Annotated in this window: 23 protein-coding genes; 5 read left to right on the top strand and 18 right to left on the bottom strand. The window is 37.4% G+C overall.

What is annotated here, in order from left to right:
* The first annotated feature begins 65 nt into the window (after nucleotides 1-65).
* Entirely contained in the window at nucleotides 66-653 is a 588-nt protein-coding gene (locus J7E77_RS07305; protein ID WP_214713289.1) for a YitT family protein, read from the top strand.
* Nucleotides 654-695: 42 nt separating this feature from the next.
* Here the strand turns inward: J7E77_RS07305 and J7E77_RS07310 are convergent, their stop codons facing one another.
* From J7E77_RS07310 to J7E77_RS07355, 10 genes are all read right to left on the bottom strand, one after another.
* Complete coding sequence (locus J7E77_RS07310; RefSeq protein ID WP_214713290.1) at nucleotides 696-3,953, bottom strand: hypothetical protein; 3,258 nt, start codon at nucleotides 3,951-3,953, stop codon at nucleotides 696-698.
* Complete coding sequence (locus J7E77_RS07315) at nucleotides 3,950-5,362, bottom strand: glycosyltransferase family 2 protein (protein ID WP_214713291.1); 1,413 nt, start codon at nucleotides 5,360-5,362, stop codon at nucleotides 3,950-3,952. The genes J7E77_RS07310 and J7E77_RS07315 overlap by 4 nt, the downstream gene beginning before the upstream one ends.
* A 3-nt stretch (nucleotides 5,363-5,365) precedes the next feature.
* Entirely contained in the window at nucleotides 5,366-6,403 is a 1,038-nt protein-coding gene (locus J7E77_RS07320; RefSeq protein WP_214713292.1) for a HEAT repeat domain-containing protein, read from the bottom strand.
* Between the two features lies 1 nt (nucleotide 6,404).
* Entirely contained in the window at nucleotides 6,405-6,827 is a 423-nt protein-coding gene (locus J7E77_RS07325) for a response regulator (RefSeq protein WP_214713293.1), read from the bottom strand.
* A 247-nt stretch (nucleotides 6,828-7,074) separates the two neighbouring features.
* A complete protein-coding gene (proC, locus tag J7E77_RS07330) occupies nucleotides 7,075-7,878 on the bottom strand; it encodes a pyrroline-5-carboxylate reductase (RefSeq protein ID WP_214713294.1) in 804 nt (267 codons plus the stop codon).
* 13 nt (nucleotides 7,879-7,891) lie between these two features.
* Nucleotides 7,892-8,404, bottom strand: coding sequence for a DUF3189 family protein (locus J7E77_RS07335; protein ID WP_214713295.1), 513 nt, complete (start codon nucleotides 8,402-8,404; stop codon nucleotides 7,892-7,894).
* Between the two features lie 115 nt (nucleotides 8,405-8,519).
* Nucleotides 8,520-8,918, bottom strand: a complete 399-nt coding sequence (locus J7E77_RS07340) for a cytidine deaminase (protein ID WP_214713371.1) — start codon at nucleotides 8,916-8,918, stop codon at nucleotides 8,520-8,522.
* 25 nt (nucleotides 8,919-8,943) lie between these two features.
* Nucleotides 8,944-9,114: a DUF1427 family protein gene (locus J7E77_RS07345; RefSeq protein ID WP_214713296.1), complete on the bottom strand. Its 171-nt coding sequence runs from the start codon at nucleotides 9,112-9,114 to the stop codon at nucleotides 8,944-8,946.
* 24 nt (nucleotides 9,115-9,138) lie between these two features.
* A complete protein-coding gene (deoC, locus tag J7E77_RS07350) occupies nucleotides 9,139-9,813 on the bottom strand; it encodes a deoxyribose-phosphate aldolase (protein ID WP_214713297.1) in 675 nt (224 codons plus the stop codon).
* Nucleotides 9,814-9,943: 130 nt separating this feature from the next.
* A complete protein-coding gene (locus J7E77_RS07355; protein ID WP_214713298.1) occupies nucleotides 9,944-10,885 on the bottom strand; it encodes a DNA-binding transcriptional repressor DeoR in 942 nt (313 codons plus the stop codon).
* A gap of 284 nt (nucleotides 10,886-11,169) precedes the next feature.
* Between J7E77_RS07355 and J7E77_RS07360 the strand changes: the two genes are divergently transcribed.
* On the top strand, nucleotides 11,170-13,329 hold the full coding sequence (locus J7E77_RS07360) for an MMPL family transporter (protein WP_214713299.1): 2,160 nt from the start codon (nucleotides 11,170-11,172) through the stop codon (nucleotides 13,327-13,329).
* A gap of 36 nt (nucleotides 13,330-13,365) precedes the next feature.
* Here J7E77_RS07360 and J7E77_RS07365 read toward each other — a convergent pair whose 3' ends face one another.
* Entirely contained in the window at nucleotides 13,366-13,707 is a 342-nt protein-coding gene (locus J7E77_RS07365) for a cupin domain-containing protein (protein WP_214713300.1), read from the bottom strand.
* Nucleotides 13,708-13,945: 238 nt separating this feature from the next.
* Between J7E77_RS07365 and J7E77_RS07370 the strand changes: the two genes are divergently transcribed.
* The 3 genes from J7E77_RS07370 to J7E77_RS07380 all read left to right on the top strand — a co-directional run bounded on the left by J7E77_RS07370 (nucleotide 13,946) and on the right by J7E77_RS07380 (nucleotide 16,779).
* Nucleotides 13,946-15,052, top strand: coding sequence for a metallophosphoesterase (locus J7E77_RS07370; RefSeq protein ID WP_214713301.1), 1,107 nt, complete (start codon nucleotides 13,946-13,948; stop codon nucleotides 15,050-15,052).
* A 157-nt stretch (nucleotides 15,053-15,209) separates the two neighbouring features.
* Nucleotides 15,210-16,490, top strand: coding sequence for an ArsB/NhaD family transporter (locus J7E77_RS07375; RefSeq protein ID WP_214713302.1), 1,281 nt, complete (start codon nucleotides 15,210-15,212; stop codon nucleotides 16,488-16,490).
* 10 nt (nucleotides 16,491-16,500) lie between these two features.
* Nucleotides 16,501-16,779, top strand: a complete 279-nt coding sequence (locus J7E77_RS07380; protein WP_214713303.1) for a hypothetical protein — start codon at nucleotides 16,501-16,503, stop codon at nucleotides 16,777-16,779.
* Between the two features lie 49 nt (nucleotides 16,780-16,828).
* On the opposite strand, the gene tkt is transcribed toward J7E77_RS07380, so the two are convergent.
* The 7 genes from tkt to J7E77_RS07415 all read right to left on the bottom strand — a co-directional run bounded on the left by tkt (nucleotide 16,829) and on the right by J7E77_RS07415 (nucleotide 24,343).
* Nucleotides 16,829-18,841 carry a transketolase gene (gene tkt / locus J7E77_RS07385; protein WP_214713304.1) on the bottom strand — a complete coding sequence of 671 codons (2,013 nt, stop codon included), beginning with the start codon at nucleotides 18,839-18,841 and terminating at the stop codon, nucleotides 16,829-16,831.
* A gap of 65 nt (nucleotides 18,842-18,906) precedes the next feature.
* Nucleotides 18,907-19,383, bottom strand: a complete 477-nt coding sequence (larC2, locus tag J7E77_RS07390) for a nickel pincer cofactor biosynthesis protein LarC2 (RefSeq protein ID WP_168242344.1) — start codon at nucleotides 19,381-19,383, stop codon at nucleotides 18,907-18,909.
* 47 nt (nucleotides 19,384-19,430) lie between these two features.
* Nucleotides 19,431-20,276: a nickel pincer cofactor biosynthesis protein LarC gene (larC, locus tag J7E77_RS07395; protein WP_214713305.1), complete on the bottom strand. Its 846-nt coding sequence runs from the start codon at nucleotides 20,274-20,276 to the stop codon at nucleotides 19,431-19,433.
* Complete coding sequence (gene larB, locus J7E77_RS07400) at nucleotides 20,273-21,031, bottom strand: nickel pincer cofactor biosynthesis protein LarB (RefSeq protein WP_214713306.1); 759 nt, start codon at nucleotides 21,029-21,031, stop codon at nucleotides 20,273-20,275. Before larB ends, larC begins: the two co-directional genes overlap by 4 nt.
* 24 nt (nucleotides 21,032-21,055) lie before the next feature.
* Entirely contained in the window at nucleotides 21,056-22,528 is a 1,473-nt protein-coding gene (locus J7E77_RS07405) for a gluconokinase (RefSeq protein ID WP_214713307.1), read from the bottom strand.
* A gap of 152 nt (nucleotides 22,529-22,680) precedes the next feature.
* A complete protein-coding gene (larE, locus tag J7E77_RS07410; RefSeq protein ID WP_214713308.1) occupies nucleotides 22,681-23,484 on the bottom strand; it encodes an ATP-dependent sacrificial sulfur transferase LarE in 804 nt (267 codons plus the stop codon).
* An 88-nt stretch (nucleotides 23,485-23,572) separates the two neighbouring features.
* Nucleotides 23,573-24,343, bottom strand: coding sequence for an SDR family oxidoreductase (locus J7E77_RS07415; RefSeq protein ID WP_168245983.1), 771 nt, complete (start codon nucleotides 24,341-24,343; stop codon nucleotides 23,573-23,575).
* Between the last annotated feature and the right edge of the window lie 11 nt (nucleotides 24,344-24,354).

Genomic DNA, 24,354 nt, shown 5'->3' on the forward strand with positions numbered 1-24,354 from the left:
TACCACTTCTAAATGCCTCGAACTTTCATATTTTTATGTTAGAGGACAAGTTTTGAGGTGAGATTGTGAAGGAAAAAATTGCAGCTATGCTGCTTGGGAGTTTGCTATTGAGTCTTGGGGTAAATGGATTTTTAGTTCCCTATCACTTGCTAGACGGAGGGGTAATCGGCTTAGGGCTACTCATTCATTATTTTTACGGATGGCCGACTGGTCTAAGTATTATCCTTTTAAGTCTACCTTTATATGTCTTAGCCTGGTTTTTTGAGCGACGATACTTCTACTATAGCCTCCACGGACTTATCATTTCTTCGTTTTGTATTGATTTTCTTTCATTTATGAACGGTAAAATACAATTGGGTATATTACCAAGTACAATAATTGGTGGATTACTTGTCGGCATTGGCATCGGTCTTATGCTTCGTTATGAAACAAGTACGGGTGGGACTGATTTACTCGCACAGATTCTAACCAAATTTACTTCAATAAATGTAGGTATCATTATATTCTTAATCGATGGTCTAGTCATAACGAGCGGCATTCAAATAGTCGGTTTAGAAAATTTTTTTTATTCCCTTCTTACGATCATATGTGTCGGCTTTATGACTACCTTAACTGTTAGTGGTAATAATAATGAGCATTTTCCTTACTATTGAGAAAAAAAGATTTAAAAGAAACGCTGGTTCTGAGCCAGCGTTTTAATTTTTATTCTTACCATCCTTAATTTCCGTCGTTCGAAAGGCCTCTTTCATGATTCCATAAGATTTTTTCAACCGTTCATGAAAGGCTGGCTCCTCCCACTTTTTCCAACTGTAGAAAAATGAATCGGTTTGATGCAGCTGATTATTAGTTATATTAGGGAATGTCTGCTGGACCTTCCCATTCTCTGTTGTCACAATAGCCATCCTAATTCCGCTTGTTTCAATGCTGCTTGCCAAGCCACTTTCCCACACATTTCCCATTACTTCTCTTAAACTAGGGTCTTTCACATTTAATAGCTGCCATGGAATCCTTCCTTCGATAACCTTCTTATCCTTACTAATACTTACATCGGTTAACGAGTCGAATTCTTTATTTTTGGGATTGGCATTCCCAAACTTCAGTTTTCCAGTTTCGTATCCCTCAAAAGGAATGATTGTCTTTGTTGTAGGTATCGTTAATTCCTTATTAAGGGCAAGTCTAATGGGATGAAACACTCCATTATTCTTCTTGCTTACATATGATTGCTCGTCAATCAACTTCAACAGATGAGCATACTGATAATAGTATGTATCATAATAGCTATCAACCATGATTCTGGAATTATTAGTTCCTGTAAGTTTTATTAAAAAATCAATTCCATAGTCTGTTTTTATAAAACTCTTACCTGCTAATGGTATATTAGTTTGCCCTTGCTTATTGATGGTATCGAGTAATAGGAAAGTTCCTTGGTTACTAAAATCAACGGGACGAATATATTTTAGAAGAAAATACAAATACCCATTATCCGAAGAAAACCGAACTTCCTTTAAAGTGTCTTTCTTATCTTTTGTAAGATAACTATTCCTAACTCCAGCTAAGTCCCAATCCTTAGAGACACCGTCAACAATGATTTCTTGTTCCTTTTTTACTGGTTCAAAACCTTTTAAACCAAAATGCTGTTCATTTGTTTGCATGTTATTCCAGTATGGCCTTCGGTCTGGGTTATCAAAATCCATAGTGTTCCATGTTCGTTTAAACCATTCATCCTGCCAGGCGAAGACAAGCCCACCCATATATCCTTCTGAAACAATCGATTGATATAAATACTTATTAATATTCCCTTGTTCCTCTTCCGAATGAAACCCTTGGTTCATCCCATAAGCGTTCTTATGGGTTAAGCCTCTAGAAGCTGGCACACCAAATTCAGCTACAAGTACTGGCATTTGATGGGCAGCACGCAGTTCATTCAGATAGCCGGCATAATTGTTTTTCTTCCCAGTATTATCAACATAGTTAAGGTACGACTCTTCAAAGTTTAGAAAGTCAGGATAGTATGGGTATACATGGTAGGATGCAAATAAACCTGAAGAAAACAACTTGGATGCTTTAATATGATTGGGATTAACCGATACCATGTCCTCATTCTCAAGCGGTTCCGCAGGATGCTTTAACATATCTGTAGTTAACCAGTTAGTAAAACTCATCGAATGCTGCCACATGAATTTATCGGCTTCATAATCAGCGGCATAGTCCATTAAACCAGCCAGCCATACTTCAAAGGGATTTGCTCTTTCCGTTTTAAAGTAATCCCCTGAAAATTGACCGATAGCTGAATGCTTTTCATTTGTGTTCATAACCATCGCAGGATCCCATTCTGTGCCGACAATTATTCCGAGGACATATTTTGAAATGTCATATTTATAAACACCAGAAGCATGACCAGACCGCTCAGGAAGCTTAGCCTTTCCATGGATAATATCAATCATATTTTTAATTTCCAGCTTCGCATCCTCTAGATTAACTTTGGCAAAGGCGTCTTGGGTTTGGATGAGATTTTCCTCATTAACCCATGTACCATGAAATAGAAAGAGCGGCTTTTTAGCAATTTGGTTATATTCATAAAAGGCTTCATAAAATTGTGGCGGGTGAAGCGTATAAATTCTGATGGCATTGGCATTCATTGCGCCAATTTCTTTAAACCATCGGAAGTATTCTTCCTTGGTAATTGCCGTCTCCCCAGGAAAATATCCTGGCTTTCCAATCCCCATGTTTACGCCCTTGATTAAAAGATTCTCCCATTTTCCATTCTTTTGAACCTGTATATAGGAATCTCCTGTTTGGCTATTTGACTTTATTCCATCATGGTCTGTCACTTCTACTTTTTCTTGATTCGCTATGTGGTGCAAGCCATTTTCTAAGATGTCCTTCATCATTGGAACGTATGATTCCCAATAAAAAGACTCGTTTGCTCCAACATTCCTTTTCCATGTATCCAAGCCCTTTGTTTGGTAAATTTCAGGAACTTCTGATTCGTCTGCATAATCTCCTGAGAAATAATAGGAGGAATACTTAGCATTTTCGTGATAAATAACTGCAGGAAAATGGGTTGGGATCCCATATTCTTTAAGCGTTTCCTTTGCTTGCTTTGATATTGGCAGCTGATAAGCTGCTAATATTTCATCTTTATCTTTAGCATCAATAATATCGAACCAATAGGTATACTTCCCATGAATATCGCGTGTAAAATGTTTCATTCCTTTATCTGTTAATTGAAATAGAAGCCCCTCATCATTAACATCCTTTTTCCCTATTACAACTACATGATTATTTTTACTGACAAAAACGAATCCCTCACCAGTAAAGGACCATTTCTTATTTTGTTTCTCATAATTCTCCTTTACCCATTCAGGTACTTCCGTACTTTTAAGGTCCGAAAAAAATCGTCCAATCCAGCCAGACCATTCTACATTTAGTAAATTAGAAATCTCAGCTTTGGCGGTTTCTGATGTAGGGCTCGCAAAGGTATTAAATTCAGCTATTAATGTTTTTCCTTTTGACTGGATAAGTGCTTTTTCAATTAGATTGACTTCGCTTGATTTAAGTCCGCCGTATATTTTTGCGGACCTTTTTCCCGACAGATTCTGTCCGAAAAACTCTTCTTTATAAACCCCGTATTGGTCTGTTAAATAGACAACATCATATTTTTTTAAGTCCTTAGGCAGGGGGGCAATCGTATATTTCTGTCCTTCTTTTGGTTCAAACCCCTTATAGTCATCGATCACCGAATAAGGTCTTTGTCCATTTTTATAATATTTAGCATTGTTTAATATCCAAACAAGCCCCTTATGTTCTCTGTAGGAAGGATTTGGCACAGTCTTGTCGACAATTAACACGTTTAATTTTTTCACAGGCTGAATTTGCCATAACCAAAAAGGGCATGTCAAAATAATAAAAAAAAGAATTGTATAAATGATTAAATTGATGGGATTTTTCATTCGGAAACACCTTTTCTCTTCATTTCTCCCCAACTTCTATCCCCGATTATCATTTGCCATATTCCCTCACATCGCCAGAGTACAGTCATAGGCCTGTACCATATAGTTTCAGTTAAAGAGTATAAAAATAGCTTGATGATATCTGTTATTTTTGGATACCTTGTTAAGCTCCATTCTTCTAAAAGAACAGCGGTCATTGAAAAAATAGACCCATATAAACAGGAAAGAAGAAACAACAAAATAGAAAATTCAACATAGATCCCGCCCAAAAATAAACAAAGGATCATAAAAAGATATCCTAATAATTCAATAACTGGACCCAAAAACTCAACAATCCAGAAGTATGGAAAAGATATAAGACCAATCGATCCGTATTTTGGATTAAATGTTATCTTTCTATGAGTCCATAAACTTTCAAACAGTCCTCTATGCCAGCGTCTCCTCTGCCTGCGTAAGAATGTAATGTCTTCAGGAACCTCAGTCCAACAAACAGGGTCAGGAACATACACAATCTTTTTCTTTGTATTCTTTTCTTTTAAGAGTCTATGGATTCTCACGACTAATTCCATATCTTCCCCAACCGTATCTGTTTTATAACCACCTGCAGCAATCACCCAGTGCTTGGAAAAAACACCAAACGCCCCAGAAATGATTAATAAAAGATTGTGACGGCTTAAGCCAATTCTCCCCATCAAAAAAGCTCGTAAATATTCGATGATTTGCATTACGACCAATGGTTTATTGGATAACCCGATTTTTTGAATATGTCCGTTAATGATTTGGCAGCCATTAGCGATTCGAACACTCCCACCTGAGGCAACAACTTCTTCATTTGAATCTATTATAGGCTTCATCACCTTTAAAAAGGCATCTGGCTCAAGAACTGAGTCGCCATCTAAAGAGCAAAAATAAGGGTAATGGGAAAAGTTAAGACCGACATTAAGCGCATCCGCTTTTCCCCCGTTTTCCTTGTCAATAAGAAACAAATTTGATAAAACGTCTGACTGATAAATCCTGCCAATTGGTTTTGTTTCCACCTGTTTTCTAACCACTTTTTTTATTTCCTTCATACCATAGTGTTCAATCACTTTTTCAAGTGTATGGTCAGTTGACCCATCGTTTACCACAACCACTTCAAATGTAGGATAATTAACACTTAATAATGAGCGCACACTCTGTACAATACCTGCTTCTTCATTATAAGCAGGTACGATAATTGAAACAGGTTTGGTATAAAATTCATCCGAGTAGTCTTCATAAGCTTGAACTCTGTCTAGTTGGTATTCCTTCCGAAGCTGAAAAAAGGAAATAACCAAAATAACGGAGTAGAAAGAAATGACAACTACCATATAAACTGCTATAAACCAAGCAAAAACAGTTACAACATCTCCCCATTGCAAAATTATCATTATTTATACCCCTTTATGAAGCCATTCCCAGGCCATGTCCTTGGCAAATGCATCCTTTGATGTTTCAAATACTTCCCGCAAAATCTCGTGCCCATTTGGAAATTGACAGATTGCTTGGCCGGCCTGCGATCGAACCCACCATGTTTGATCATGTAAAAGTTCAATCAATCTCGATATACCTTTTACTTCTTTTAATGAACCCACAAGTTTAGCGGCTACCATTCTTTCTTCCCACTTGGTGGAATATAGAAGTTCTAAATAGGGATCTGAATTTTTTACATAACCAATTTCCGATAATGCCTTTAAGGCTCTCAGCTTGATTTCCCCTTTATAGGTAGAAAAAATATTTTCAAGAAAAGATAGATAATTAATCTCTTTTTTCATCGAAATTACATCAAGAATTGCTTTTTGTAATGGTGGGCTGCTTTTATGAAAATGTAGAATAAACTGTTCAAATTGTTGTTGTTCGAGGCGTATTAAGATATTACGATACTCGAATTCAGATAAAGAATTGTAGTGGATTGTCAGCATTTCAAATAAACTTTCATATTGGAATAAAGCTAGGATTCTCAAGGTATGAATAAGTTCTTCATGGGAAATTCGTTTTTTCTGGGATAGCTTATGTATATCATCGATAAGTAGGCTTAGTTTGAAATCCTCAATATGATAGAGGGTGTTCATCCGGTGACTCCACTTTTTGCTTTTAAGCTGCCTATGATAATACTCTGCTAAATACATGGATGCTAATTCTGATAAACGTTTCTTTTCATCCTCGCCCTCTAAAACTTTACTATACATGCTTAGAAGTTTTTCGGTGGCTTTCCGTTCAAGAACTGATTTAGGATTCATTCCCCTAGAATATCCTCCCTCCATAAGCATCGTAAAAAGGATGGATTGATAATTTTCTATATATTGTTCAATCGCCTTTCTGTTTTTAATATCTATTGCTTTTCTTATCGTTAAGTATATTAGTAAAACCATTAATAACCCTAAAATGGTTATCGTTAGAATTGTTAGGAAAAATAACTCATTTCTCAGCATTCTATTTCATCCCTTTGATTAACCGTTCTATCCTAGATTGAAGTTCTTTAATACTAAAAGGTTTGGTCATATAATCATCTGCTCCAAGCTTTAATGCACGTTCAATGTCCGTTTCACTTTTTCTCCCTGTCAACATAAGGACATGAATATTTCTTCTATTTTCTATTTTTTTTACTTTCTGGAGGATTTCGATTCCATCCATGACAGGCATGACACCATCTAGTATTAAAAAATGATCTCCTTTTTCCGCTAAGCGCTTGGATTCAAAAAATTGTAGACCATTTTCAAATGCTTCAAGGTTCAGTTCGTAATGATTAAAATCCATTACCTTAAGTATTCTCATTAGTATTGTTCGAATAATCGCATCGTCATCAATAACCGAAATGAACAAGGTTTTTTTCGTAATTTCATTAATTAAGCCCATAAACGCTCTACTCCCTGATTGAAAATCATTCACTTATGATGAACAGACCTTCTCAGTATTTGATTCTTTGCTTTTACTATTCCTTTTTTTTCTAACAGTTTGAATGTATCTAAAGTTTATTATTAATAAAACCGTGTGTCACGCGTAAAATACAGAAAGTGTCGAAAAATAATAATTTTTGTCGAATTTCCCCAATTTTGAAAGTAGAAAAAAGGGATCCATCAAATTGGATCCCGTGAGTGCTGCTTTATAAAAGATTTTTTACTTTATTTGTGCAGTTGTCCATTGCTGCCAATATCGATCCTCTAAATTGCTTTTCCTCAAGGGTAACAACTGCTTCAATCGTTGCACCGCCTGGGGTACATACATTATCCTTAAGTTCACCAGGATGTTTTCCAGTCTCAAGAACCATTTTTGCTGCACCCAGTACGGCTTGAGCAGCTAGTCGATAAGCCTGATCCCTAGCTATTCCCTGCCTTACTCCTCCATCTGCCATAGCTTCTATTAGCATATAAACATATGCTGGTGAGGAACCACTGATTGCAGGTACGGCATCCATTAGTTTTTCATCTAGACGTTCGGTTTTACTAAAGGAGTGGAACACACTCTCTATCTCATTTATCTCGTTTTCGGAGAGATATTCATTTGCACAAATTGCACTCATTCCTTCTCCGACCACAGAAGGTGTATTAGGCATAGTTCGAACAACCTTTACTTGGAATCCAAACGACTGTTCAATATCTATTAATGTAATTCCGGCTGCAATCGTTACAATGATTACAGACTGCTTTATATCATTTTTTATTTCTTTTATGACAGTGTCATAGAGATCAGGTTTAACAGCAAGTATGAGTACGTCAGCAAACCTAGCAACGTCCCTATTATTTAATGAAGTAATAATACCGTATGTTCGTTCAATTATTTCAATCGTTTTTTCTGTATTCGCACTAGCCATGATGTTTTCTTTTGGAATCATTTGTGAATTTACAATTCCCCCCATCATAGCCTGAGCCATTTTTCCAGCTCCAATAAAACCTATTTTTTTCTTCATGTTAACTCCCCACCTATTTATACATTTCATTCTCCAGTACGATTATATTTTCTGCGTACGTAATTCTCCCTATTTCTTTTGTATTTTCAACCAACCTATATATATTATCACAGCATTGTTTTGCACCAATAACTAATAACGGCACACCGATAAAATCAATTTTTAAACCTCTAGAGAAAAATCCCCCCATGGACATTGCAAAAGGCACCGTTGGTGAAGTATTGGAGAAGACAATTTTCTCATCAAATTTAAATTTCTCTTGCAGCAATAAACACATTTCTTTTAATGCAGGAACCACATATTTGTTCCTTTTCCGGCCGATAGTGTATACAGAATGTCCATCTTCATCGATCCCATGGAAAATAATTTTCCCAAAATCGGCTTTTGTTAATTTATTAAAATATTTCACATTTAATATTTCTTCTTTCGTAAGTTTCCGTTCAGATTGTGGTAAATGTTTTAAGTGATAGGCTGCAGCTAAAGAAGTTGTATGTGTCCCACCAAAATCATTATAGATATAAATCATGGTATCATCCTTTATTTTTACTATGTATATTATGCACATTAATGCAACTGCCAATTCTTGTTACAGACCAAAGCAAAAAAAAGAAGTTTATCACAAATGGATAAACTTCTTTTACTTATTTATTTAAATCTTTAGGTGAAAATGCTCCTGGAAGTAAGTCTTTTACTTTGAGTTTTAAAATATCACCCTTTAAATTTGTTAGCACTACTTCCATTTCTGCATCACAAAGTTCTGAAATCACCTGACGGCAAGCCCCACAAGGTGAAACTGGTCCTTCAGTATCCGCCACAACAACGAGCGAATCAAATTGTGTGACACCCTCAGAGTATGCCTTAAACAAAGCCGTTCGTTCAGCGCAGTTCGTCATGCTGTATGCTGCATTTTCAATGTTACACCCATGATAAACTTGACCATCTTTTGATAATAGGGCTGCACCAACTTTGAATTTTGAATAGGGGGCATAGGCAAATTCTCTCGCTTTATTCGCTTCAACTATAAGATTGTTTTTTTCCATCATGTTCACGCTCCGCCAAGGAAATTTAATGCTGAACTATTTTTGTAATCCATTCAAGCAGCACGCCGCCAAAGTACACCCCGAAAACCCCAACGACAGCCGAAAATACTGGAGGTGCAGGTAACGGAAGCTTTAAAAATTTAAACAACATACCAACTATTAATCCGGCAATTAATGCCATTAATACGTCTCTCATCAAATAAACCTCACAATAGTATTTTTAGTAATTGCTTAAGGATTGCTCACCTTTACTGATTGAAACACCAGAACTTGCACCAATGCGAGTTGCTCCAGCTTCTACCATTGCAACTGCATCTTCACGACTGCGAACCCCACCAGAAGCCTTTACGCCAATTTCAGGTCCGACTGTTTGGCGCATTAAGCGAATATCCTCGACTGTTGCACCACCTGTTGAAAAACCAGTAGAAGTTTTTACATAGTCTGCCCCGGCTTTTACAGAAATTTCACATGCTCTTATTTTTTCTTCTTTTGTTAACAAGCAAGTTTCGATGATTACCTTTACCAATGCTTTTCCCTTTGCAGCACCCACAACTGCAGCGATATCTCTTTCAACCAAATCATCCTGCTTATCTTTAAGCGCAGCGACGTTAATCACCATATCTATCTCATTTGCACCGTTTTCAATGGCATTTTTTGTTTCAAATGCTTTTGTTTCTGATGTAGTGGCCCCAAGCGGGAAACCAATGACTGTACATACTTTCACTTCTGGGGTATCTGCAAGCATTTTAGCTGCAAAATTTACCCAAGTAGGATTTACACACACCGATGCAAATAAATATTTTTTCGCTTCTTCAACTAATTTTCCAATTTCTTCTTTTGTTGCATCTGCTTTTAATAATGTATGATCAATCATTCTAACAACATTTTGAGTCATAACCAATCTTCCTCCCTGTTTCCTGTATATTAATATAAAGATTTTAATGGCACTTATCACAATGTAACTATATCAAACACATTGAACATTTGTAAATGCATATTTGAACAAATGTAAAAATTAATTTTTTTTAATTCTTATCAAGCAAGAATTGTGCTGTATATTGATCCGTTATGAGCACATTGGCGTACCCGCCTTTTAATGCTCCATAAATTCCCTCAATTTTATTCGGACCTCCGGCTACAAGAATGGAATGGTCCTTTTTCTTTAATTCATTAAGATTTACTCCCAGTGTCCTTTCATTTAGGCTCTCGTTGCATACTTCTCCAGATTCATCAAAAAAACGCGAGCAAATATCACCGACTGCCTTTCCATAAAGAGACTTCAAGTCACTTTCTGTAAAATAACCTAACTGAAATAATAAAGAGTCGGTTTTAATTGGACCAATCGTAAAGAGAGCAATATTGGCCTGACTTCCTAGCTCGAGGATTTTTCGAATATGACGATCAGCCTCCATTGCCTGTTTTACAACGACATGATCGACAATTGCAGGAAGCGGTAGGTTATGGGGGGTTGTATGAAAGGCCTTGCCAAAAAGATATAAAATCTCCGATGCATACGTATTTGTTTCAGCGTGGCTAACACCGCCCTTTAATTGAACAACCTTTACCCCTTTTACAAATTTTTGCTTGAGTTCAACCGCAACATGGTATAAAGTTGTTCCCCAAGTCACCCCAATTATGTCGTCATCCTTGACAATTTCATCAAGATAAACGGCAGCTTTTTCACCTAGATAATTCTTTATGATGTGATCTTCATATTGTGGAATCGAAGCGACAACCGCCTTTTTAAGATTGAACTTTTGTTCAAGCTGCATCGCAAGATTCTCAACATCTTCTGTAGGATCCAAAATATTGATTTGGACAATACCATCACTTTTCGCCTGCTGTAACAGACGGGATACAGTAGGGCGGGAAACTCCGAGCTTCTTGGCAATTTCATTTTGATTATAATCCAATAGATAATATAACTTTGCTGCTTCAATGACTTTCGCTAATTTTTCACGATCCACTGCTATCACCCTATGTTTTAATATTTTCTTAATTGTAACAAAAAAAACAAATGATTTCATTTATAATTTACATTTGTAAACACCATGTTGAATTTAATTTCAATATATTTAAAAGTTGGCTTTATTAGGACGGTGAATTTTCATCATCTAATATGGGGAACATTTATTAAGATATTTATCTGAGTTGTTGACAATACAAAAAGGCATGAAAAAGGCATCCGCTAATCATCAGTTCTTCTGTATAATAAAATAAGGAAAATGATTCCTTTTGAGGAGGCGATACTTTGCAGAAATTAGGCGGATATATATACCAAAAACGTAAATGGGTACTCGTATTTTGGACTTTTGTGATCCTGTTATTAGGATTTTTTGCATTAAAATTACCTTCAGTTCTTAGCGGAAATGGTTTTGAGTATAAAGGCGAATACAATCATACACGTAAACTCCTCGAACAAGAATTTGGACATTCTAAATCCTCCATCATCCTTGTGTTCGAAAAGGATAAAACGGTTAGTGACGAGAATTTCAGGAAGTTCATTCAAGATATATTTGAAAAAATAACGGCTATTCATGACAGTGAACAAATGATTCTTCCTTTCGATCAGGACGGGATGGTAAAGGATAATTATGCCTATGGAGTTCTTACTTTTAACAAGAAGGCGGAGAGTCTTGGAAAAGAAATTAACCAATTAAAAGATGTACTTGAAAATAAAAAGGGCTTAAAGGTCACAATGACTGGTGAACCAATTATTGTTCAAGACCTAAATACTGCGAGTCAGGAAGATTTAGCAAAAGCGGAAATGATCGGTTTGCCGATTGCCTTAATCGTTCTTATCCTAGCGTTCGGAGGTCTTGTTGCTGCCTCTCTCCCGATTGTAATCGGTGTTGTTTCGATATTATGTACAATGGGAACCAATTACTTTTTTAGTTATGGTGCTGATTTAACCATTTTTATATTAAATATTGTTCCAATGATCGGGTTGGCACTGAGTATTGATTTTGCTTTATTGTTTATCAATCGATATAAAGAAGAACTAAAAACCAAATCCATTCAGTCTGCACTTGAAATAACAGTTTCAACCGCGGGACGATCCATCATCTTTTCTGGCCTTTGTGTTTTTATTGGCTTATCGGCTCTTTGGTTTATCAAAATTGATATCTTTCAAAATGTTGCGCTAGGCGGGATGACCGTAGTGTTAATTTCTGCCGTTTGTGCATTAACCTTTCTTCCTGCATTGCTTGCCATATTGGGAACCAAGATCAACAAATTAAGTATACTGCCCTTGGCAGACGAGCAAACAAGTATATGGTACCGATTTGCTAAGATTGTGATGAGGCGCCCTATTCTTATGACAGTTACAGCCCTCGTTATTCTTTTGGCAGGATTGATACCTCTTAAACAAATGGTTTTAGCAATTCCTGGTACTGAATCTCTGCCGCCAAATTATCCTTCACGAACTGCCTTGGAAGTATTTAAGGATCACTTCGTGGCAAAAGAACAGCGTGATGAGAAAAAAGTGACGATGGTCCTAGAAACAAAAGGCAGCAATCTTGAAAAAGTAAGTGAAGTGATAAAAAAACTTGATAACGAGAGGCTCGTAAATTCTATAAACTCACCATTTTCAGCCACAGGATTACAGGATGTGGACCAACTTTATCAAGTCCTCACCATTGGAAAAAATGCAAAGATGGCTCCTATTTATGATTACTATATTAGAGATAATAAAATGCTTATAGAGGTGTATTTAAAAACAGGCGAACATTCTTCTAAAGCAAGACAATGGGTAACGGATTGGTCTAATAAAGATTTAGGCTTAAAAGCTTCATTTGGCGGACCCATAAAATTTGAGCAAGAAATTTTTTCAGAAATATTCCAAAAAGCTCCCTACGGATTCTTATTGATTGTCATTTCTACGTTTGTAATATTAATGGCAGCTTTCCGCTCGATTCTTATTCCATTGAAAGCCATCCTAATGAATGTGTTAAGCCTGGGCTGCACCTTCGGAATTGTTGTCTGGATTTTCCAGAAAGGTCATTTAGGAATCACACCAGTTGATATTGCCTTAATTTTACCTGTGTTTGTTTTTACACTTGTTTTTGGTCTTTCAATGGATTACGAAGTATTTCTCATCTCGAGAATACAGGAATTCTATTTAAAAACAGGAGATAATAGTGAGGCTACAATTTCTGGTTTGACTTATACCAGTAAAATTATTACCTCAGCCGCTGCCATTATGATTGTCGTTACTGGTGCGTTTGCTTTTACTGGGGTTATGCCTGTTAAGCAATTAGGGGTGGGAATTGCCATAGCAATTTTCATTGATGCGACGATTGTGAGAATGGTCTTGGTGCCAGCCTTGATGAAGTTGCTTGGCGATTGGAACTGGTGGTTTTTTGGCAAAAAAAATAAAAGACTACATAGATCAAGTAAAAAGCCAGCGTAATTTGGCTGGCTTTTACGTTAATTAGCTTTTCATAGTTTATATGTTCTTAGAATAAAGTTCATTTGGAATTTTGCTTAAAACCACATATAAGCTTACCGGCTCTTTTCCACTAGTATTAAAAGACATTTCTTCTTCGCTATTGACATGAATCAAATCTGCCTCTGATACTCCTGATTCTTTCCCATCAATGATCATGGTACCACTGCCTGCTACGACATAAATATAAACTTCTGTTCCTGGATGCTTATGTGTTGGCAGTTGTTGCCCTGGTAAAAAGTTCAATACAAAAGCAGTCGTTTCACCTTTTTTGTAAATAATTCTTTTTGTGAATTTTTCTTCACTATATTCCATATATGCTTTAACTGAATTCTTTTCCATTCATAACTCCTCCTTGTTGATCTTAATATTTCTATCTTAATTGAAAATGATTTTCAACTAAGTGAACGTAATCACTTTGTGTATATTTCACAATTTTATTATATTATATGGTAAATATAGCTCAAACCGCTTTGACCCATGTCACATTTCACTTGATTGTCAAAAAGAGTCATAATTCTATTAGAAATATGAATACTAAGAATACCTTTAAAGTCAGATTCTTAAGGAGGTATTCTATTTGCATAAAAAAACTTTTCTTATCCTTTTTCTTTTATGTCTTTCGCAAACTTCCTTTTTGTCTATTGCAGAGAGTACACCAAATCAACAAGGAGTAGTTGATTTACGTATCCTAGAAACAACAGATTTGCATGCGTCTTTAATCAATTATGATTATTATCAAACAAAAGCAGACAACCGAATTGGACTTGTAAAGACAGCTACACTTATCCGTACTGCAAGGAATGAAGTCCAAAATTCTTTATTGTTTGATGATGGAGACCACCTTAAGGGAAATCCCCTTGGAGAGTATTTAGCTAGAATTCGGGGAATTCATAAAGGAAAAATACATCCAGTTTATCGTGCCTTTAATTTTTTGGACTATGATGCGGTTGCCATTGGTAATCACGAATTTAATTATGGACTAGATTTCTTAAATGCCGCCATAAAGGGTGCCAAAATGCCAGTCATCAATGCAAATGTTTTCTCTGTTAAAAAGAATGAACCCTATTTTACCCCCTTTGTTATTTTAAAAAGGAATGTGGTTGACCAAACAGGAAGAAAACATGAACTAAAGATTGGGGTCATCTCATTTATGCCAACACAAATCATGAAATGGGATAAGGCGAATCTTGAAGGGAAGATTACTGCAAAACCGATTGTTGATACAGCGAAAGAATTTATACCAATCATGAAGTCTAAAGGAGCAGATATCATTGTCGCCCTTGCCCATACAGGAATCAGCTACGAGCCATATAATGCTGAATCAGAAAATGCTGTCTATTATTTAACAAAAATCCCTGGAATTGATGCCGTGTTAGCTGGACATTCACATAGTGTCTTCCCAGGACCTTTTTTTAAAAATTCTCCTCATACCGACATAAAAATGGGACAAATAAATGGAAAGCCTGTTGTAATGGCAGGGGCTTTTGGAAGCCGTCTTGGGATTATTGATCTCAGAATCCAAAAAAGCAATGGTACGTGGAAGGTAGTAAAAGGGACATCTTTAACAAGACCCATTGCTGATGAGTCAGGAAACTCTCTTGTAAGGAAGGATAAAGGACTATATAAGTTAGTTAAACCTGAGCATCAGGAAACGGTAGATTTTATTAAAAAATTGGGGCTTTAATAGTCAAAATATTTTCTTTACATCCAAAGTATAATTTTATAAAATAATGTAGAATATATATATGGTGTTTTTATTAGGGGGAGTCTGTCAATCAGGCTCCTTTTTGTCATTTTTCACTAAAGAAGTGGATAAAATATTTGGGAGAAGAGGTCGCAACATGTCAACTCAAGCACTAATCGCAATTGGGGTATTTTTAATTACCTATGCATTTATTGTCACAGAAAAGATCCATCGCACGATCATTGCCATGACCGGCGGAATTATGATGGTATTACTAGGAATTGTTGGGCAGGAAAAGGCACTTCATCATATCGATTTTAACACACTCGGATTGCTGACTGGTATGATGATTATCGTTGCCATAACTTCTGAGACTGGTCTGTTCAAATACATAGCAATTTGGGCTGCAAAAAAAGTTAAAGGAGATCCATTAAAAATTTTGCTGGCGCTAGGAATCATCACTGCATTAGGATCAGCCTTTTTAGATAATGTGACAACGGTTCTATTAATGGTTCCTGTTACATTCAGTATTACTAGACAATTACGAGTAAATCCGATACCTTTTTTAATTACTGAAATTATTGCTTCAAATATTGGAGGAACATCGACACTGATTGGTGACCCTCCGAATATAATGCTTGGTAGCGCCGTGAAAGAACTTACCTTTATGGCATTTATTAATAATCTTACAGCCATATCATTCTTTATCTTATTTGTTAATATCGGAATATTAGCAGTCATTTATCGGAAACAGCTTAGAACAACAGACGAACTAAAGGCCAATCTAATGGACTTAGATGAAAAGGAAGAAATAACGGATAAAAAATTATTAATCAAATCATTAATTGCCCTTTCGCTAACTATTTTGGGGTTCTTCTTGCATCAGCTGCTACACATCGAATCCGCAACCGTTGCATTGGCGGGTGCCTTTCTGCTTCTTCTCTTAACAGGGGAAAAATATTTAGATAAAGCATTTTCAAAAGTTGAATGGACAACCATTTTCTTCTTTATCGGTCTATTTGTTTTGGTATCAGGATTAATTGAAACAGGGGTGATTTCGTTATTAGCAGATTACTCTGTCCACCTTACCGGGGGGGATGTTACATCAACATCGATTCTAATTCTCTGGGTTAGTGCAATCGCATCTGCCTTTATTGATAATATCCCATTTGTTGCAACAATGATTCCTATGATAAAAGATATGGGAGAACTCGGAATAAATAATTTAGAACCACTTTGGTGGAGTCTATCATTAGGGGCATGTCTTGGCGGAAACGGAACATTAATTGGTGCAAGTGCCAATGTTATTGTTGCCGGGCTAGCAGCGAAGGAAGGTCATCCGATTACTTTTGGTAAATTCTTGTTAATTTCTTTCCCATTAATGATTTTATCGATCATAATCTGTACGGTTTACATTTATCTAAGATATTTAATTTAGGGGGCGTATGATGAAAGTGGAGTATAAATATAACGAACAGCTTCTCGACTTAAAGGAAACTGCTAACGGCGATGATTTTGAATTCACCCTTACTTTTGTTGAAAATAAATGGAAGAAAAAAATCGAAGAAATTCGTGGGTATTTTGATTCAAATAACATCCTAACTGATATCCATTTTTATATTCACCCGAATAATCGGTTTCAAATAATCGTTAGAAAAGACTTTTATAATGAATTTATCATCCAGTTGTTTAGACAACAAATAGTGAAAGAGATTAAATGGATCTAAAAAATGGCTGCCATCAATCTGGCAGCCATTTCTATTATCGTTTAACGTCTTAATTTTTAAGCTCCTTAAAGCATTTCACGACATTGTCAACTGTGAAACCATACTTCTCAAGTAATATACTTTCAGGCGCAGATGCCCCAAACTGATTGATGGCAATGACACTGCCATTGTCCCCAATATATTCTCTCCATCCAATTGACGAACCCATTTCAATACCAAGACGTGCTTTAATATTTTTAGGAAGGATTGATTCTTTATATTCAAGCGATTGTTTCTCAAAACGATCCCAGCTTGGCATACTTACAACTGATACAAAAATCCCTTCACTTTCAAGCTCTTTTTGAGCTGCCATCGCCAAGGACACTTCTGATCCTGTTGCAAGCAATAAACCGTTAGCATTGCCGTTTGCTTCTGAAACAACATATGCACCTTTTTTAACACCTTCATAAACCGTTTGTTGTGAAAGCGCTAATGTCGGTAAGTCCTGACGTGTTAAAACAAGGGCTGTTGGCGTATCTGTGCTTTCCATTGCTAATCTCCAAGCGGCAACAGTCTCCTTCGCATCCGCGGGGCGAAGAATGGAAATTCCCGGCATTGCACGTAATGCTGCTAGCTGTTCAACTGGTTCATGTGTAGGTCCGTCTTCACCTACAGCGATGCTATCATGTGTAAACACATAAGTAACAGGAAGCTTCATTAAGGCAGCTAGACGAATTGCTGGACGTAAGTAATCAGAGAATACGAAGAAAGTAGAACCAAATACTTTAACGCCGCCATGAAGAGCCATCCCATTTAGTGCGGCACCCATTGCGAATTCACGCACTCCGAACCAAATATTGCGACCTGCATAGCTATCAATATAGTAATTTTTTTCTGATGTAATAAGTGTTTTGTTCGATCCTGCTAAATCAGCAGACCCCCCGATAAAATGTGGGACAACATTGGCTGCCGCATTCAGTGTTTTCCCCGATGATACGCGAGTTGCGATTTTTTCTCCTTCCGTAAAAACAGGTAAGGCTTCTTCCCAATTTGCCGGAAGCTCTCCAATGATCGCGGCTTCAAATTGCTTAGCAAGCTCTGCGTATTCCTTCTTATAACTCGCATATAATTCATTCCAAGCATTTTCTTTGAGTTGGCCATCTAGCGTAAATTGCTTGAAATGCTCTTTTACTTCTTCGGGAACGAAAAATGGCTCTTCATTCTCCCAATTATATGCAGCTTTTGTTAACTTAATTTCTTCTTTCCCAAGTGGAGACCCATGGGAAGCAGACTTACCAGCTTTATTTGGAGAACCATAACCGATCACGGTTTTAACCTCAATTAAAGTAGGGCGATTCAACTCAGTTTTTGCTTCTTGTAATGCTTTTTGAATAGCATCAGTATCATTTCCATCTTCTACACGAATCACTTGCCATCCATAGGCTTTAAATCTATCCTCCACACTTTCAGAGAAAGATAAATGCAAATCTCCGTCTAATGAAATGTCATTTGAATCATACATAACAATTAGTCTTCCAAGTTTAAGATGACCTGCCAGGGATGCTGCTTCAGCAGATACACCTTCCATTAAATCACCATCTCCACAAATACCATAAGTATAATGATTAACTATTGTATATCCCTCTTGATTGTATGTAGCTGCAAGATGTCTTTCCGCCATTGCCATCCCCACAGCCATAGCAACCCCTTGTCCTAATGGCCCTGTAGTTGCTTCTATCCCAGGAGTATGACCAAATTCAGGGTGACCAGGAGTTCTGCTTCCCCATTGACGGAAGTTTTTCAAATCGTCAATGGTTACGTCGTAACCAAATAAATGTAATAAACTATATAGAAGCATTGATCCATGACCTGCTGATAAAACAAACCTGTCTCTGTTAAACCATTTAGGATTCACTGGGTTATGATTCATTTCTTTTGCCCAAAGCGTGTAAGCCATTGGGGCTGAACCCATTGGCATGCCGGGATGACCGGAGTTGGCCTTTTCGATCCCATCAATCGATAAAGTACGAATCGTATTTATGGCTAATTGATCAAGTTTTGTTTCATTAAGTAATGTTGTCATGTGCTATTACACTCCAAATCTATTAATATTGTATATCAACCTTGTTATAGAGCAGTTTGAAAGGCTTAGTTTTCATTACCCAAAGCCTTCCAAACCATTTCGTAAACCTTTTTCAAGGGAATGTTATGTAGTTGTGCAATGCTTTTGCATTCCTCAAACTCCGGAGCTCTTTGCACAACATGTCCCTCATAAATTCCTTCTTTTACTGTCACTTCACCCCACTCAGTTGTAACCTTCCTAAACATTCTTTCTAACCGGTGTACTGTTAACGGATAATAGCGTATTCCTAGTGTGGTGGTTTCCTTAAAAAGAATTTCCTTCATTGTATTTATATGTTTCATCGAGCAAAGCAATTGAAGCAATACGCCTGGTCTATTCTTTTTCATATAAATCGGGGTATAGAAGACATCATTAGCGCCAGCCTCAAACAGCAAGTCCATCACATAGCCTAGCCATTCTCCAGGAATATCATCGAGATTAACTTCCATTTTGACCATCTGATCATCAAGATGCTCATTGCTGGGAGGATGATGAGAGACCATTAAATCATTTCCTTTCTTTCATAAAAAGGATTTAAGAGCTATTTTTACTATTCCCCAATGATGACACGGAGCACATTGGGATGGTTTATAAAGGTCTTCGTTCCAGCACCATAACCAATGGATGTAACCTTCATGGATGGTATGGGGCAAAATTCTTCTGCCAGTACAGCGACAATCGCTGCCCCCGTTGGAGTAGTGAGCTCGAAGCGAATGTCCGATTGTTCAATTGGTACACCTTTCAAAATTTCAAGAGTGGCCGGTGCAGGGACAGGATAAATACCATGGTCAATATGGATACGTCCAGTTCCTACTGGGATGGGTGATGACTTGATTACGTCTATTTCTAATTGATGAATTAAGATAGCAGCTCCGATAATGTCAATAATCGAATCTACTGCCCCTACTTCATGAAAATGGACCTTCTCTAGTGGAATTCCATGGATATGTCCTTCTGCTTCACCGATTCTTTTAAAAATTTTTAAAGCCATTGCTTTCACTGGCTCAGCAAAACCAGCACTCTCAATTAATCCAACAATATCCTTATATGCACGGTGCTCATGATGATGGTGCTCATGTTCGTGGCTATGACTGTGATGATGGTGATTATGATCTTGTTCATGATTATGGTCATGATCGTGCTCATGGTCATGATCGTGCTCGTGATTATGGTCGTGTGTATGGTCATGAGCATTGTTCAATAACACCACGTCAAATTTGGTACTTGTAATCCCATTCTTTACTAACTTTGTCCATGTCAACTTATACTCATCATCAATATGAAGTTTTTTTAATTCTTCTACTAACCGATTGGGATCTGCTCCGGCATCGATAAGGGCTCCAATGACCATATCACCGCTGATACCTGAAAAACAATCAAAATAAAGTGTTTTCAATTTTTTCTGGCCCCTTTTTGTGCAAGTTGATCAATTAATACTGCGTTATATCCCCCGCCAAACCCATTATCAATATTCACGACACTAATCCCGGAAGCACATGAATTTAACATGGTTAATAAGGCAGATAGTCCATTAAAATTTGCCCCATATCCAATACTTGTTGGGACTGCAATTACAGGATGTGATACAAGTCCGCCCACTACGCTGGGAAGTGCCCCTTCCATACCTGCAACTACAACGGAAACCGTGGCATTTTGAATTTCCTCAGCATGGCTTAACAGGCGATGAATTCCAGCAACACCGACATCATAGATACGATGGACCTTGCTTCCTAATACTTCAGCAGTCACTGCAGCTTCTTCTGCAACCCTTAAATCCGAGGTTCCTGCACAAATCACAGCAATATACCCTTGTGGATCCCCCTCATTCGCATGGTCCTCTTTCCAAAAAAGAATGTGTGCTTCTTCTTTGTAGATAAAATCAGGGCAAGAACGTTGGACAATTTCTGCCTTTTCTTTGGAAATACGTGTGACGAGTACTTGGTTGTTTCGAGCTCGTAACACTTGAATAATTGAAACAATTTGTTCAGTCGTCTTCCCTTCACCGTACACGACCTCTGGGAATCCTTGACGTTTCTTACGATGATGGTCAACTTTAGCAAATCCTAAATTTTCAAATGTTGCTAATTGCTCCTTAGCTTCTTTAACACTTAGGGTACCTCTTTGAACCTGCTCTAAAATTTCTTCAAGCATTCGTTCTCCCCCTTAATATACACTTCAAAAATGTTTTGTCATTCCACTTGCCAATTTTTCATAGTTCTCATATATAATTCTATATTTTTCACTATTTTCCTTAATAGGAACGATTGCTTTACCCATTGGAATATTCTTTTTAATCTCTTCAAATGAATTTACTTTACCAGTAGCCACTAAAGCTGTCCAAGCTGCTCCCCATGCTGCACTGTGATAGCTCTCAGGCACATAAATTTCCGCATCGAATACATCTGCCATCATTTGCAGCCACAATGGAGATCTGGATAAACCACCGTTAGCATATATCTTTTGATGTTTCCCAGCTAACCTCTCTAATGCCTTGCCAATTTGAAAGAGGTTAAAAGTGATTCCTTCTAGAACAGCTCGGATAAAATGTTCTCTTTTATGTGTTACAGATAATCCAAAGAAATTCCCTTTTGCCCGTTGATTCCAAATCGGCGCTCTTTCGCCATTTAAATAAGGGTGGAAGATGATTCCGTCTGCGCCAAGCGGAACCTTTTCTGCATCGGCAAGGAATTCGGAGAAGTCTCTTTGGTCGTTCAAAAGGTCTTTTAACCATTGTAAGGCAATCCCGCCATTATTGGTTGGACCTCCAATGATAGAAAAATCTTCAGTAAAGGAATAACAAAAGGTTTCTTGATTTTCACTTATCTTAACGCCTTTTGTGATTTGTCTGATGGCCCCGCTAGTACCAACTGAAACCGCAACTTCACCAGGGAGAATCGCTCCAATTCCCAAGTTAGCCAATTGGCCATCGGCAGCACCAATCACAAAAGGAAGTTCCGGGTCAATTCCCATTTCTTCCGCAATTTGTGGATTAATCCCTGTTAATATCTCAGTTGGAGGGACAATTCTTGAAAGCTGACCATCATGAATATCCGATAGAGATAATAATGTTTGATTCCAAGTATGTGTGGCAGGGTTAAATAAACCTGTCGCAGATGCCATCGAATAATCAATAACCCGCTGATTAAACCAGCATTGTAGTAAATACTCTTTAATCGACATAAAGTACTTTGCTTGGAGGTAGGGTTCATATTTTGTTTCTTTCATCCATAACAACTTAACGAATGGTGTCATTGGATGAACCGGTGTTCCTGTGTTTGAATAAACCTCGTTACCCATTGTTTCGATCACTGATTCTGCTTGTAGATAACTTCTTCCATCAGCCCAAATTAAGGCCGGAGATATTGGACAGCCATTCTCACCTACACAAATCAGTGAATGCATTGCAGCTGAAAACCCGATTGAAATTAATTCATTTTTCTCAATACCAGCTTTTTGGATCGCCTCTTTGATTGCTTGTACAGCTGATTGTTCAATCTCAATGGGGTCTTGTTCCACCCATCCTTGCTGTGGATAATTGAATGTGTTCATTCTCTCGGCTTCTGCGATTAATTTGCCTTGTAAGTCAAATACGCATGCTTTAACACTTGTAGTTCCGATATCAAGTCCAATTACAACTTCTCTTGACATACTTCCTCTTCCTTTTCACATAACAATAAGTAATATTGGAGTTTATTTTGATCCTTTATTGCTATTTATATTATCGTTAAAATAAGAGGCTTTGGATGATCCAAAGCCATTTTTTCAGTGTACACTCCTAAGCTAATTTGCCGAGCAGAAAGCTATTCAGATAACACCTTATTCATGCTTCCACTCTGATATCCAATTAAATCTAACGTGATATATTTGTAACCATAGCCTTGAAGTGCTTGCACGATCGAGTCATGATTTTCAAGAATTTCCTTCATATCATTAGGTTCTACTTCGATCCTTGCAATATCCTGATGTGTTCGGACCCGTACTTGATGAATATTTAATGTTTTTAAATAAGCTTCAGCTTTTTCAACCTTCGTCAGCTTTTCTTTTGTAATATATTCACCATAGGCAATTCTTGAAGAAAGGCAAGCTAAAGATGGTTTATCCCATGTCGGCAAACTAAATTCCCGGGAGAGTTCTCTGATCTCCTGTTTAAAAAGATTAGCTTCTAGGAGTGGACCGCGTATCCCCTTTTCTTTAGCGGCTTGCATACCTGGTCGGAATTCATTCATATCATCAGCAATGACACCATAAACTACATTTTGAAAGCCCTTTTCTTCCATAACTGGAATTATGTGATCAAATAAACTGCTTTTACAAAAATAGCAACGATTTTTATTGTTTTCCGCGTATCCTGGGATTGCGAGTTCAGATGTTTCAATCACTTGGTGCCTGACACCAATTTGATTTGCAAGTACTTTTGCCTCTTCAAGCTCACTAGAAGGGTAGCTTTCAGAGTCTGCTGTAATGGCGAGAACATGTTCAGCACCTAATGCGTTCACAGCAGCCTTTAATAGAAATGTACTGTCCACTCCTCCTGAAAATGCTACAACCACGGATTCCATTTCTCGGAGAATAGACGTTAATTTTTCGTATTTCTCTGTTAGCATGGTCCTTTTCTCCCCCTATCCCTCATCCAATTTAAAGTCAGCCATTGTTAATTTATTTATTGAGCTGTAGATTTATGTGTACCTTGGATTATATAGTCATGCTGCCAAAGCCGCCATCAACACGAACGAGAGTTCCTGTTACGAAACTTGACGCTTTCTCAGAGGCAAGCCAAACAGTAGCACCTTGTAACTCTTCCGCCTCACCAAAACGATTCATTGGGGTATGTCGCATGATTGATTCAATGCGTTCTTTATCTAAAATTTTTCGGTTTTGTTCAGCAGGGAAAAACCCTGGAATAATTGCATTAACACGAATCCCATTTGGAGCAAATTCACGTGCTAGAAACTGTGTAACGCTGTTAAGGCCTGCTTTTGATACGGAATAAGTAAACACTCTTGAAAGTGGTGTTGTTGAGGAAACAGATGAGATATTAATGATGCTTCCTTTTCTATCCTGCTCAATCATTTTCTTTGCAAAAATCTGGCAGGTTAACACAATTCCTTTTAAATTTATATCCATAATTTTGTCCCATTCGTCCATACCAAGTTCAAAAAATGGTGTAGCACTATTTGTACCTGGTGCATTTAAAAGAATGTCCCAGCCGCCGGACCATTGTTCAATTTCATTCGCAACGTTAACTAAAGAATCCTTTGAACTAACATCTGCAGAAAACGCCTTTGCTTCCCCGCCGTTCTCTTCAATTTCCTTGACAACTTCCTCTGCTTTTTCAAGATTACGTCCTACAATCGCAACTTTTGCCCCTTGAGAAGCCAAGCCTTTTGCCATTGCTGAACCCAATACACCATTTCCACCAATTGCGACTGCAACTTTTCCACTTAAATCGAATAAATTTGACATCATTCTTCTCT

Source organism: Bacillus sp. ISL-77, assembly GCF_018613105.1.